Annotated in this window: 9 protein-coding genes; 3 read left to right on the forward strand and 6 right to left on the reverse strand. The window is 58.1% G+C overall.

Translation table 11 applies throughout. From position 1 onward, the window contains the following. Positions 1-18: 18 nt before the first annotated feature. The 6 genes from ACA063_RS03830 to ACA063_RS03855 form a co-directional block, all read right to left on the reverse strand. Positions 19-1,614: an ABC transporter substrate-binding protein gene (locus ACA063_RS03830; protein ID WP_497664840.1), complete on the reverse strand. Its 1,596-nt coding sequence runs from the start codon at positions 1,612-1,614 to the stop codon at positions 19-21. 78 nt (positions 1,615-1,692) lie between these two features. Next, a complete protein-coding gene (locus ACA063_RS03835; protein ID WP_194691420.1) occupies positions 1,693-3,108 on the reverse strand; it encodes an OprD family porin in 1,416 nt (471 codons plus the stop codon). A 172-nt stretch (positions 3,109-3,280) separates the two neighbouring features. Further along, positions 3,281-4,882, reverse strand: coding sequence for an ABC transporter substrate-binding protein (locus ACA063_RS03840; protein WP_497664841.1), 1,602 nt, complete (start codon positions 4,880-4,882; stop codon positions 3,281-3,283). 309 nt (positions 4,883-5,191) lie between these two features. Then, positions 5,192-6,817, reverse strand: coding sequence for an ABC transporter substrate-binding protein (locus ACA063_RS03845; protein WP_497664842.1), 1,626 nt, complete (start codon positions 6,815-6,817; stop codon positions 5,192-5,194). Positions 6,818-7,075: 258 nt separating this feature from the next. Next, entirely contained in the window at positions 7,076-8,677 is a 1,602-nt protein-coding gene (locus ACA063_RS03850; protein WP_497666471.1) for an ABC transporter substrate-binding protein, read from the reverse strand. Positions 8,678-8,895: 218 nt separating this feature from the next. Further along, the gene (locus tag ACA063_RS03855) at positions 8,896-9,612 is read right to left on the reverse strand and encodes an SIMPL domain-containing protein (protein ID WP_497664843.1); all 717 of its coding nucleotides are present in this window, start codon (positions 9,610-9,612) and stop codon (positions 8,896-8,898) included. Between the two features lie 388 nt (positions 9,613-10,000). Between ACA063_RS03855 and ACA063_RS03860 the strand changes: the two genes are divergently transcribed. The 3 genes from ACA063_RS03860 (at position 10,001) to ACA063_RS03870 (ending at position 13,646) form a co-directional block, all read left to right on the forward strand. Continuing rightward, positions 10,001-11,263 (forward strand): ATP-binding protein, encoded by a 1,263-nt coding sequence (locus ACA063_RS03860; RefSeq protein WP_162440072.1) that lies wholly within the window; start codon positions 10,001-10,003, stop codon positions 11,261-11,263. Then, positions 11,256-11,822: a response regulator transcription factor gene (locus ACA063_RS03865; RefSeq protein ID WP_045061485.1), complete on the forward strand. Its 567-nt coding sequence runs from the start codon at positions 11,256-11,258 to the stop codon at positions 11,820-11,822. The genes ACA063_RS03860 and ACA063_RS03865 overlap by 8 nt, the downstream gene beginning before the upstream one ends. Positions 11,823-11,918: 96 nt before the next feature. Further along, the gene (locus ACA063_RS03870; RefSeq protein WP_497664844.1) at positions 11,919-13,646 is read left to right on the forward strand and encodes an ABC transporter ATP-binding protein/permease; all 1,728 of its coding nucleotides are present in this window, start codon (positions 11,919-11,921) and stop codon (positions 13,644-13,646) included. The last annotated feature ends 160 nt before the right edge of the window (positions 13,647-13,806 follow it).

The raw sequence follows: 13,806 nt of genomic DNA on the forward strand, positions 1-13,806 counted from the left end.
CACCGGGAGTTTTCTTATCTACTTCACCTGGGTGGTGGCGAAGTTATTAGTGGTGAGAGGGCTGATGTGATAGCCCTCTACGTTCTTGCGCATTGCAGTAAACATACGGGTGTGTGCCAAGGCGATCCAGGGCTGGTCCTGGTTGAAAATCTCCTGCGCTTGCTCATAGAGCGCTGCGCGTTCGTCCGGGTTCACTTTAGCCCGGGCTTCGTCGAGCAGCGCCTGAAACTTCTCGTTACACCAGCGCGCGTAGTTTTCGCCGTTTTTGGCCGCCTCGCAACTGAGCATAGGCGTCAGGAAGTTATCCGGGTCGCCGTTATCGCCCGCCCATCCGGCTGCCACCATGTCGTGTTCGCCATTTTTGGCGCGCTTGAGCATCTCGCCCCATTCCATGACACGGATGTCGAGTTTGATCCCGACCTTGGCCAGATCCGCTTGCATCATCTGCGCGGCGAGCATCGGGTTAGGGTTGGTCGCACCCCCGCCGTTGCGCGTGAACAGGGTAAATACGGTGCCCTCTGGCACGCCGGCTTCCTTGAGCAGGGCGCGAGCCTTGTCCAGGTCGCGAGGCGGGTTGGCCAGTTTGTGGTTGTAACCCAGCAGGGTGTCAGGGTACGGGTTGACTGCCACGGTGGCATTGCCTTTGCCAAACAGCGCGTTGACCGCTGCGGCTTTGTCGAAGGCGATGTCGATGGCTTTGCGTACGCGCACATCACTCATGTACTTGTGCGAGGTGTTCATGGCGATGTACGAAACGGTCATCGCATTCATTTCATCAACCTTCAGGTTGGTGTCTTTCTTGATGCTCGGGATGTCATCCGGTTTTGGATACAGCGCGATCTGGCACTCGTTGGCCTTGAGCTTCTGCAGGCGCACGTTGTTGTCGGTGCCAATGGCCAGGATCAGCGCGTCTGCCGGAGGCTTGCCACGGAAGTAGTCCGGGTTGGCCTTGAAACGGACCTGGGCGTCTTTGTTGTAACGCTGAAAGACAAACGGGCCAGTACCGACCGGTTTGTTGTTCAGGTCGCCCATCTTGTCGCCCTTGACCAACTGGTCGGCGTACTCGGCGGAGTAGATCGACGCGAAGGCCATGGCGACGTCGGCCAGGAACGGTGCTTCGCGGCGGGTCAGGGTGAATTTGACGGTGTTGTCGTCAACCTTCTCGACGCTTTTCAGCAGTTCCTTGAAGCCCATGCTTTCAAAGTAGGGGAAGCCCACGGTCGACTGTTTATGCCAAGGGTGATTCGGGTCCAGCTGACGCTGAAAACTCCAAAGCACGTCGTCGGCGTTCATGTCGCGGGTCGGCTTGAAATATTCGGTGGTGTGGAACTTGACGCCTTTGCGCAGGTGGAACGTGTAGGTCAGACCGTCTTCGCTGATGTCCCAGGATTCGGCCAGCGCCGGAATCACTTCAGTGGTACCCGGCTTGAAATCGGCCAGGCGATTGAAGATGGTTTCAGCTGCGGCGTCGGCGGTGACTGCAGTCGTATACAGGGCCGTGTCGAAGCCTTCCGGACTGTTCTCGGTACAAACCACCAAGGGTTTGGCCGAGACGCCGACAGCGACACTCAGCAACGCGGCAGCGATGGCCGCACGTAGGGGAAGCATTTTCATCAAGAACCCTCTGCAATCAGGTGAAAGGCAAACGCCGAATGGCCGATTCATCACTGAATCAGCCGTTCGGCAGGCGCATTACAGAATGTTGAACGGGATGGTGGTCACGAGACGGAACTCGTTGATGCTGCCATCTGCCTGGTTTTCGCTGGCGCGGTGAGCGGTGTAGGTCGCACGAATCGCGGTGGCCTTGAGCGGGCCGCTCTGCACGGCGTACGCAGCGCCGATGCCGTATTCGTAGTGAGTTTCGCCGTCCATGGCCTGCACGCCATCGTAGCCGCCACCTTTGTAGTGGGTACCGTCGATGCCCCAGCCGCGAGCCTGGTAGATGTTGAACTTAAGGCCCGGCACGCCGTATTCGGCCATGTTCAGACCGTAGGCGATCTGGAAGGATTTCTCGTTCGGGCCGTTGAAGTCCGACAGCAGGGAGTTGGCCAGGTAGATGCCGTTGGTTTCGTGCAGGTAATCGAAGTACTCGTTACCGTTCACTTCCTGATACGAGAAGGTCAGGCTGTGGGCCATGTGGGTCAGGCCGAGCGACAGGGAGTACGTGTCGTTGTCGATTTCGCCCAGCAGCTTTTTGCCTTCGTCGACGGTCTTGTAGTAGTTCAGGCCGGTGGTCAGGCTCAGTACCGAGCTGTCACCCAGCACGTGGCTGGCGCCGAAGTAGTACTGGTTCCACAGGTCTTCGGCTTGCGTGCCCCAAAGGCTGGTGGTCAGGCTGGCGAACGGCGTGTAGGTGATACCGGCGGTGTTCACGTGATCCGCTTCGGCGTCGATCGAGCCGTATTCGGAGCGGAACTTGCTCAGGCTTTCTTCGGTACGCGGTGAATTGCGATCGAAGGTAGCCAGGTCGAAGGACAGGTTGTTCAGTTCTTCGCTGTGGATCGCGATACCTTCGAAGCTCGAAGGCAGGGCACGGTTGCCGATAACGTCGACTTGCGGGCTGCTGAAGTTCATGCGGCCGGCGGTCAGGGTGGTGTTGGAGATGCGCGCCTTGACGTTGGCCAGGCCCAGTTTGCTCCACTGACCTTGAGCGTCGCCGCCTTCTTTGGTCAGGGTACGGTTGTTGCCCGCGCCTGGACGAGTGCCCGGTGCGCCGCCGTTGTTGGAAGCCAGGTTCTCGCGGTCGCGCTCCAGCGCGATGGCGTTGTAGGCAGCGACTTCAGTGCTGAAGCCAACGGTGCCTTCAGTGAAACCGGAGTTGTACTTGATGATGGTGCCTTGAACCCAGTTGATACGACGATCAGTCGGGGTCGAAACGCCGTCTTTCTTGTAAGCGAACTTGCCGCCGCGTTTCAGTTGCTCGTTGGCGTACCAGTTACGGGTCGTGCCGCTGATCGACTGGCCTTCAACAAAACCGGTGGCTTCGGCTTGGGCGCTTTTGGTGTTGACCGATACCGGGGTGAATTCCTGGCTTTGGGTCTCTGCGTACGCCGTGGCGGTGATGCTGCTGATGGCCAGGGCCAATAACGCGGTGCTGCTCAGTTTCATGGGTGAAGCTCCTTTCTTTCTTTTTTTTATGCCGGTCTTTTTTTGTGATCCGGCTTTATGGTTTTGAACTCATTCGACGCGTGCAAACGTTTGCAACACGCCTGATAGGCGAATTACGGCAATACGCTTGCGTGAGGGCGGAATCCGCCCCCAGCGTTTTTCGGCTAATCGGTTATTTTTCTATGCTGACACCCGAGAACACGTTGCGACCGAAAGGACTGACCTTGAACCCTTCGATTTTGGCGCTCAACGGCTGGTTGACCGTCGAGTGGGCGACTGGCGTGATCGGCACTTGCTGCTTGAGCAATTGCTGCGCCTGTTTGTAAAGCACGGTGCGCTGGTCGCGATCGGTGACGATCTTGGCCTGCTTGATCAGCTTGTCGTAAGCCGGATCGCACCACATGGAGTAGTTGTTGCCGCCAATGGCGTCGCAGCTGTAAAGCGTACCGAGCCAGTTGTCCGGGTCCCCGTTGTCACCGGTCCAGCCGATCAGGCTGATATCGTGCTCGCCGTTTTTGGTGCGCTTGATGTACTCGCCCCATTCGTAGCTGACGATCTTCACCTTGAGGCCGATCTTCGCCCAGTCAGCCTGAAGCATCTCAGCCATCAACTTGGCGTTGGGGTTGTAGGGACGCTGGACCGGCATGGCCCAGAGGGTGATCTCGGTGCCTTCCTTCACGCCGGCAGCCTTGAGCAATTCCTTGGCTTTCTCCGGGTTGTAGGCGGCGTCCTTGATGGTTTCGTCGTAGGACCATTGGGTCGGCGGCATGGCGTTGACTGCGAGCTGGCCGGCGCCTTGATAGACGGCGTTGAGAATCCCTTGCTTGTTCACCGCCATGTCCAGCGCCTGGCGTACTTCGAGCTGGTCGAATGGCTTGTGGCGCACGTTATAGGCGATGTAGCCAAGGTTGAAACCGGGCTTTTCGATGAGCTTGAGTTTCGGGTCGTTCTTCAGGGCGGTGACGTCGGCAGGGCGCGGATGCAGGGTGATCTGGCACTCGTTGGCCTTGAGTTTCTGCACGCGCACAGAGGCGTCGGTATTGATTGCGAAAATCAGGTTGTCGAGTTTGACCCGGCTCGGGTCCCAGTACTGCTTGTTGCCGCTGTAACGGATGTTCGAGTCTTTCTGATAACTCTTGAACACGAACGGCCCGGTGCCGATCGGCTTCTGGTTGATGTCGCTCGGCTTGCCACCGGCCAGCAGCTTGTCGGCGTATTCGGCGGAGAGGATGGCGGCGAAGCTCATGGCGATGTTCTGGATGAACGCGGCGTCGACACTGTTGAGCGTCATGACCACGGTCAGCGGCCCGGTCTTTTCGACCTTGGCGATGTTCTTGTTGAGGCTCATCCCGTTGAAGTACGGGAATTCGGTTGGATAGGCCTTACGGAAAGGCTGTTGCGGATCCAGCATGCGATTGAACGTGAAGAGCACGTCATCGGCGTTGAAGTCGCGGGTAGGCGTGAAGTACTTGGTCGTATGAAATTTCACCCCTTCGCGCAGGTGAAAAGTGTAGGTGAGGCCGTCTTCGGAAATATCCCAGCTGGTCGCCAGGCCCGGTACGACATTGGTCGCGCCTTTTTCGAACTCTGCCAAGCGGTTGTACAGCGGCTCGGCGGCGTCGTTATCGGTCGCGGTCGTGTACTGCGCGGTGTCGAAGCCAGCGGGGCTGCCTTCGGAACAGAACACCAGGCTGTCAGTGGCGGCCTGGCTGATGGAAGTGGCGGCCAAGAGGCCGGTGCCCAGCAATGCGGATAAAACCAAGGTATGGCGCATGACGCTCCCTCTTGTTCTCGTAGTGTTTTTCAATGAGCCCGCCGTCCCGTCCGGGGAGAAGGAGGTCTCTTTGAATCCAGACCGTGCATGCAGCAATAACCGAGAGCCCACGCATGGACTGGTCGGATCCCCCGACGGTATGAGCCGTGGGGGCCGGCAGTAAATGCGCAGAGTCCTAAAAACTCGTAGGAAAAGTCGACGCGTCGCACCTCGCTGCTGTAGTCCTCAGCGGAAGTCGACGTAGGGCGTTTCCTGCTTTCTCGGTAGATAAAGCAACGGCGACGTCAAAGACGTCGCCGTTGCCAGATCTTATTTGCTGACGCTGACGCCGTAGAAGGAGTTCAAGCCAAACGGGCTGATCTTGAAGTCCTGCACGTTGTTGCGCATGGGTTGGAACACCGTCGAGTGAGCGATAGGTGTCATCGGAACGGCGTCTTTGAGGACGTGTTGCGCCTGCTTGTACAGTTCGGTGCGCTTGGCCTGATCGGTTGTGCGCTTGGCTTCCTTGACGATGCCGTCAAATTTCTTGTCGCACCATTTCGAGAAGTTGTTGCCTTCCAGCGAGTCGCAGCCGAACAGCACGTTGAGCCAGTTGTCCGGGTCACCATTGTCACCGCTCCAGCCGATGATCATCGCCTGGTTCTCGCCGCCCTTGGAGCGCTTGATGTACTCGCCCCATTCGTAGCTGACGATTTTGACTTTGAGACCGATCTTGGCCCAGTCGGACTGCAGCATTTCAGCCATCAGCTTGGCGTTCGGGTTGTACGGACGTTGCACTGGCATCGCCCACAGAACGATTTCGGTGCCTTCCTTGACGCCAGCTTCCTTGAGCAGCTCTTTGGCTTTCTCAGGGTCGTACTTGGCGTCCTTGATGGTGGTGTCGTAAGACCACTGGGTCGGCGGCATGGCGTTAACTGCCAACTGGCCGGCACCCTGGTAAACCGAGTCGATGATCTGCTGTTTATTGACGGCCATGTCCAGTGCCTGACGCACTTTCAGCTGGGCCAGCGGGTTCGCCTCGTTGCTGCCCTTGACCTTGTCCATCACGTTATAGGCGATGTAACCCAGGTTGAAACCAGCCTGGTCAGGCACTTTCAGGGCTTTGTCTTCTTTCAGCGCCTTGAGGTCCGCCGGACGTGGGAACAGAGTGATCTGGCACTCGTTCTTCTTCAGCTTCTGGATGCGTACCGACGGGTCGGTGGTGATGGCGAAGATCAGGTTGTCGATCTTGACGTCGTCAGGCTTCCAGTAGTCCTTGTTCCCGGTGTAGCGGATGTTGGAGTCTTTCTGGTAGCTCTTGAACACGAACGGACCAGTGCCGACCGGCTTCTGGTTGATGTCGGCAGCCTTGCCTTCCTTGAGCAGCTGGGCAGCGTACTCGGCGGACTGCACGGACGCGAAGCTCATCGCCATGTTCTGAATGAACGCGGCGTCTACGTCTTTAAGGGTGAACTTGACAGTGTGGTCGTCGACTTTATCGATCTTGGTGATGTTGGTGTCCATCCCCATGTCGGTGAAGTACGGGAATTCGGTTGGGTACGCCTTACGGAACGGGTCGTCCTTGCTAATCATGCGATTAAAGGTGAACAACACGTCGTCAGCGTTGAACTCACGAGTCGGCTTGAAGTACGGAGTGGTGTGGAACTTGACGCCTTCACGAAGGTGGAAGGTGTAAGTCAGGCCATCGTCGGTAATGTCCCAACTGGTCGCCAGACCAGGAATCACGGCGGTGCCGCCGCGCTCGAACTGGGTCAGGCGGTTGAACATGGTTTCTGCAGAGGCGTCGAAGTCGGTTCCGGTGGTGTACTGACCAGGATCAAAACCGGCCGGGCTCCCTTCGGAGCAAAACACCAGGTTAGTCGCCGCAGAGGCGAAAGGAGCGCTAGCCAACAGGCTGGCGCCGACTAAAAACGGAATGACCGCGTGTTTAAGCATGGTGGCCTCATGATTTGTTGTCATTTTTGGAATTAGAGGACGACCTCGTGAGTCGTGCCTGCGGATACTTATGCAGGGGCCATACCCATTGCAAGATGCTGGGTGGCTCCAAGCCTTAAACAGTGGCACGAACGTACCTTAATGTCGCATATGTATAAATTCACGCGCATTTGACCGTTTGCGCGGGGTTTTTTCGGTGCAAATCGCGCACCGATCAGGTGCGCCCGGGCAACGGCCGCACCCGGTTGGCGCGGGGTGTTACTTATCTATACCCACTCCGTAGAAGGGCGTCAGTCCAAAAGGACTGATCTTGAAGTCGGTCACTTCCTTGCGCAGTGGCTGGAAAACGGTGGAGTTGGCGATCGGCGTGATAGGTACTTGTTGTTTAAGGATTTGCTGTGCCTGTTGGTACAGTTTGATCCGTTGCTGCTTGTCGGTGGAGACCTTGGCCTGCTGCACGAGTTTGTCGTAGGCCGGGTCGCACCATTTAGCATAGTTGCTGCCTTTCACTGCCGCACAGCTGTAAAGCACGCCGAGCCAGTTATCCGGATCACCGTTGTCGCCGGTCCAGCCGTAAATCATCGCGTCGTGTTCGCCATTTTTGGCGCGTTTGATGTATTCGCCCCACTCGTAGCTGACGATGTTGGCCTTGATCCCGACTTTTTCCCAATCCTGCTGAATCATCTGCGCCGACATCCGCGCGTTGGGGTTCGATGCGCGCTGCACGGTCATGGCCCACAAATTAATAGTGGTACCGGGTGCAACCCCTGCTTCTTTGAGTAGCGCTTTGGCCTTGGCCGGATCGTGGGGAGCATCCTTTATGCCTGGGTCATACGACCATTGCGCCGGTGGCAGGGCGTTCTGCGCCAGTTGTCCTGCGCTTTGGTAAACCGCTTTGATGATCGCCGGTTTGTCGATGGCCATGTCCAGGGCCTGGCGTACCTTGAGTTGATCCAGCGGCGGATGCGTCACGTTGTAGGCCAGGAACCCGAGGTTGAATCCCGCTTGCTTGAGCACCCGCAGATTCGGATCTTTTTCCATGACGTCGATATCGGCCGGGCGTGGGTAGCCGCTGACCTGACACTCACCGGCCTTGAGCTTCTGCAAGCGCACGGCCGCGTCCGGGGTGATCGAGAAGACCAGGTTGTCGAGCTTCACGTCTTCGGGCTTCCAGTACGACCGGTTGGCGGTGTAGCGGATCTGCGAGTCTTTCTGATAGCGCTTGAACACAAAAGGGCCGGTGCCGACGGGCTTCTGGTTGAGATCGGCAGCCTTGCCTTCTTTGAGTAACTGCGCGGCGTATTCGGCCGATTGCACCGAGGCAAAACTCATGGTTAGATTTTGCACGAACGCCGCATCGACATTATTCAGGCTGAATCGCACGGTGTGATCGTCGATTTTATCGACGCTTTTGATCGTGGTGTTCAGGCCCATGTCGGTGAAGTAGGGCGATTCGGCGGGGTAGGCTTTGCGGAACGCGTTTTCGGGGTCGAGCAGGCGCTGGAAGGTGAACAACACATCGTCGGCATTGAAGTTGCGGGTGGGGGTGAAGTAATCCGTGGTGTGGAATTTCACGCCGTCGCGCAGGTGGAAGGTGTAGGTGAGGCCGTCCGTGGATACGTCCCAGCTTGTGGCGAGGCCGGGTTCGGTTTCCGTGCCGCCGCGCTTGAATTGGGTGAGGCGGTTGAAGACGGTTTCAGCCGAGGCGTCGAAGTCGGTGCCGCTGGTGTATTGGCTGGGATCGAATCCGGCGGGGCTCGCTTCGGAGCAGTAGACCAATGTTGTGGCCGCTTGAGCGAACGGGGTGGTGGAGGCTAAGGCGAGAGCGAGTAACAGCGGTTTGACGGTGGTTCTTTCCATGGAGTCCCCGAGGATGTGGGCAGCGGTGTTTTCCTCAGGGTAGCGTTGTTGCCGGGATTCGAGGAAATACCTGTTTTTGAGGACGACCCACAAAAACGGCATACATCGATTCCTGTAGGAGCTGCCGCAGGCTGCGATCTTTTGATCTTATTTTTGAAGCAAGATCAAAAGATCGCAGCCTGCGGCAGCTCCTACAGGGGGCGCGCAATCAACGCGGGTTAAGGCATCAACACTTCAATAGACCCATCCGCCGTCATGCTGACCTGGCTGGTGCCAGCCTCGACTTCCGGGGTCACCGGGGCGGCATCCATGCTGGCTGCTTTCATCATCATCGGGCCGCGCATGTACGGTTGTGGATAACCGTTGCTGTTGAGGTTCAGGTTGACGATTTTATAGCCCTTGCCACCCAGGGCATCCGTGGCCAGTTGCGCACGGGCCTTGAAAGCGGTCACGGCTTCTTTAAGCAATGCGTCTTCGCTGGCCTTGCGGGTTGGCGTAGCGATGGCGAAGTCCATGCCACCCATTTTCAGGTCGGTCAGCAGTTCGCCCGTCAGTTTGGACAGGGCGGCGAAATCCGAGCTTTCCAAACGCAGTTCGGCACGTTCGCGCCAGCCGGTGATTTTCTGGCCCTTGGTGTCGTAGATCGGGTAGCTGTTGCGGCTGCCCTGGCGCAGCGTGACGTCTTTGACTTGTTTGGCCTGGGCCAGCGCCTTGTTCATGGTGGTGCTGACATCGGCGGCGAGCTTGGCTGGATCGGTGTTTTGGTCTTCGGTATAGAGGGTCACGATCATCAGGTCGCGTGCCACTTCCTGACTGACTTCTGCGCGCAGGGAAATCTGGTTGTAATGGAGCTCATCGGCGGCCAGGGCCGGAAGGCTGGCGACGGTGCCAACGGTCAGGGCGAGAAGGGCGGCGCTGCGGCGAAAAGTGTGCATGAAAACTCCTTGGACGGTGCGCAGGGGTTAAGGTCCGAGCCTGCGTGAAACCATCAGACTCTAGCTTTATTAATCCGGTTCGCACAGTTACAACTTCTATACAGATAGCACCAGTGGTGGTGGTGGTGGTGGTGGTGGTGCGCCTTTGTGGCGAGGGAGCTTGCTCCCGCCCGGCTGCGCAGCATTCGTAAAGTTATTGCACGGATCGCCAGATTCACTTGGGCGACTGGTTTGGGTCTGCTGCGCAGACCAGCGGGAGCAAGCTCCCTCGCCACAGAGGGGATTTGATCGCTAGGCAACTGTGGCCGTTTGCCGCACTTTTGCCTGTCAGGCCCTACGCTTGGTTATACTCCCGGCGATCCGCCTGGAGCGCTCATCAGGAGAGCTCATGCTCGCCCCCGTCCAAATTACTTCCGCGACTCGCCAGAACCTCTGGCGTCTGACGTTCATCCGCACCTTGGTGCTGGCTGCCCAGGCCGGCTCCGTTGGTTTGGCCTACTGGCTCGACTTGCTGCCGCTGCCCTGGTTTCAACTGGCCGCCACCCTCGGCTGCTCGATGCTGCTGTGTGCATTCACTGCCATTCGCCTGCGCACTTCGTGGCCGGTTACCGAACTCGAATATGCCGTGCAACTGGCCTGCGACCTGTTTATCCACAGCGCGTTGCTGTATTTCTCTGGTGGCTCGACCAACCCGTTCGTCTCGTATTACCTCGTTCCACTGACTATCGCCGCCGTGACCTTGCCATGGCGCTATTCGGTGATTCTGTCGGGTATAGCGTTGACGATGTACACCCTGTTGCTGGCGCGCTTCTATCCGCTGCAAACCTTCCCCATCGCCAGGGAAAACCTGCAGGTTTATGGCATGTGGCTGAGCTTCGCCCTGGCGGCGGCGGTGATCACGTTCTTCGCCGCACGGATGGCCGAAGAGTTGCGCCGACAGGAAGAGTTGCGCGCAATCCGGCGCGAAGAAGGTCTGCGTGATCAGCAGTTGCTGGCTGTCGCGACCCAGGCCGCCGGTGCCGCCCATGAGCTGGGCACACCGTTGGCGACCATGAGCGTGCTGCTCAAGGAAATGCAGCAGGATCATCCGGATCCGATGCTGCAGGATGACCTGAAGGTGCTGCAGGATCAGGTCAAGGCGTGCAAGGACACCTTGCAGCAGCTTGTCAGGGCGGCAGAGGCCAACCGTCGGCTGGCGGTGGAAATGCAGGACGTCACCGACTGGCTCGACGAAGCGCTGAACCGCTGGCACCTGATGCGCCCCGAAGCCAGCTATCGCTTCCAGCGTCTGGGGCAGGGAGCTGTGCCGCGCATGGCGCCGCCACCCGACCTGACTCAAGCGTTGCTGAATTTGCTTAACAACGCCGCCGATGCTTGCCCAGAAGGGTTGCAAGTCACGCTGGACTGGAATGCCGAGGACCTGACCATCAGCATTCGCGACCACGGTGCCGGTGTACCGCTGGCCATTGCCGAGCAGATCGGCAAACCGTTTTTTACCACCAAGGGCAAAGGTTTCGGCCTGGGCCTGTTTTTGAGCAAAGCCAGCGTGACACGCGCTGGCGGCTCAGTGAAACTCTACAGTCATGAGGAAGGTGGCACGCTCACCGAGCTGCGCCTGCCCCGTGTCGCCCGAGGAGACGAACATGAGTGACGATATCCAAGTCGAAGGTGAAGGCGAAGAGCTGCCGCATTTGCTATTGGTTGACGACGACGCAACCTTCACCCGCGTTATGGCCCGTGCCATGGCTCGCCGTGGCTTTCGCGTCAGCACCGCCGGTTCCGCCGAAGAAGGCCTGACCATCGCTCAAGCCGATCTGCCGGATTACGCCGCGCTGGATCTGAAAATGGACGGCGACTCCGGCCTGGTACTGCTGCCCAAGCTGCTTGAACTGGACCCGGAAATGCGCGTGGTGATCCTCACCGGTTACTCGAGCATCGCCACCGCTGTCGAGGCGATCAAGCGAGGCGCCTGCAACTACCTGTGCAAACCGGCGGACGCCGATGACGTACTGGCCGCATTGCTCTCCGAGCACGCCGACCTCGACACCCTGGTGCCGGAAAACCCGATGTCGGTGGATCGCCTTCAGTGGGAACACATCCAGCGCGTACTGACCGAACACGAAGGCAACATCTCCGCCACTGCCCGCGCCCTGGGCATGCACCGTCGCACGCTGCAGCGCAAATTGCAGAAGCGTCCGGTCCGCCGCTGAACCGGTGCTGAACAATTGTTGTCACACCGCGTTACAACACGAGCTGATCATCTATGATCGGTTCGTGTGTGTTCTTTTCTCCAATGAGCCTTTTCCATGAATCAGAACGCTGAATATTCCGCGGTCAACGATGCCGTGCACGGGCAGTTTTTTCGCAAAGTCTGGGCAATGATCACGCCTTATTGGCACAGTGAAGAGAAGGTCAAGGCGTGGACGCTGCTGATCGCGGTAATTGCGCTGTCGCTGGTCAGCGTGGGGATCTCGGTGTGGTTCAACACCTGGTACAAGGATTTTTACAACGCCTTGCAAAAGAAGGATGAAGCCGCGTTCTGGCAGCTGATTCTGTATTTCTGCGCGATTGCGGCAGTGGCGATTGTTGGCGCGGTGTACCGGCTATACCTGACGCAGATGTTGACCATTCGTTGGCGGGCCTGGCTGACCGAAAAGCATTTTGCCCGCTGGCTCGGCAACAAAAATTACTACCACCTGGAGCAGGGCGGTTACACCGATAACCCGGACCAGCGGATTTCCGAGGACCTCAACAACTTCACCTCCAACACCCTGGAACTGGGCATTGGTTTGCTGCGCAACGTCGTCAGCCTGGTGTCGTTTTCGATCATTCTGTGGGGCGTGTCGGGCAGTATTGAAGTCTATGGCTTCACCATTCCTGGCTATATGTTCTGGTGTGTGCTGGTTTACGCCGTGATCGGCAGCTGGCTGACGCACTTGATCGGTCGTCGCTTGATCGGCCTGAACAACCAACAACAACGCTTCGAAGCCGACCTTCGTTTCTCCATGGTGCGGGTTCGCGAGAATGCGGAAAGTATCGCGCTCTACAACGGCGAGCCCAATGAGAATCGTCGCCTGAGCCACCGCTTCGGGATGGTCTGGCACAACTTCTGGGACATCATGAAGGTGTCCAAGCGCCTGACGTTCTTCACGGCAGGTTACAGCCAGGCTGCGATCATCTTTCCCTTCATGGTGGCCGCGCCGCGTTTCTTCGCTGGCAAGATCGAACTCGGTGAGCTGATGCAGATCAGCTCGGCGTTTGGCAACGTGCAAGAGAGTTTCAGCTGGTTTATCAACGCCTATCAGAGCCTCGCCTCCTGGCGCGCGACCTGTGATCGTCTGTTGAGCTTCCGCCAGGCCATGACTGACAACGAGCAGCGCCCACCGGCGATCGATGTGCAGAACTCGGGTTCGGTGTTGAAAGTGCACAACCTTGGCCTCGATCTCGCTGACGGCCGTCATCTGCTGACCAGCGCCGATATGACAGTGGAAGAGGGTGACCGTGTGATGATCAGCGGCCGCTCAGGCAGTGGTAAATCGACGTTACTGCGAGCAATGGGGCATTTGTGGCCAGCGGGCCATGGCAGCATTCGTCTGCCAACGGCGCGCTATCTGTTCCTGCCGCAAAAACCCTATCTGCCAATTGGCACCCTGCGTGAAGCGCTCAGTTATCCACAGACGGGTGATACCTACCCGGATGAGCGTTACGAACACGTGCTGGAAGTCTGTCGTTTGCCTCATCTGATTTCCCGCCTGGATGAAGCCAATCACTGGCAGCGCATGCTGTCTCCGGGTGAGCAGCAACGCCTGGCATTTGCCCGAGCGCTGCTCTACGCGCCGCAGTGGCTTTATATGGACGAAGCGACGTCGGCAATGGACGAAGAGGATGAAGCGTCGATGCATCAGGCGTTGATTGACGAGATACCGGGCCTGAGCATCGTCAGCGTCGGGCATCGCAGCAGCTTGAAGCGCTTCCACCCACGGCATGTGCGTATCGAGAATGGGCATCTGGTAGAGCAGACCGTCACCGCCTGATCACCACTCCCCCTTGTAGGATCTGCGTAGGATCTGTAGGAGCTGTCGAGTGAAACGAGGCTGCGATCTTTTGATCTTGTCTTTTAAAAAACAACGTCAAAAGATCGCAGCCTCGTTTCACTCGACAGCTCCTACGCAGCTCCTACGCAGCTCCTACAGG

It is taken from the genome of Pseudomonas sp. LBUM1643, assembly GCF_059716215.1.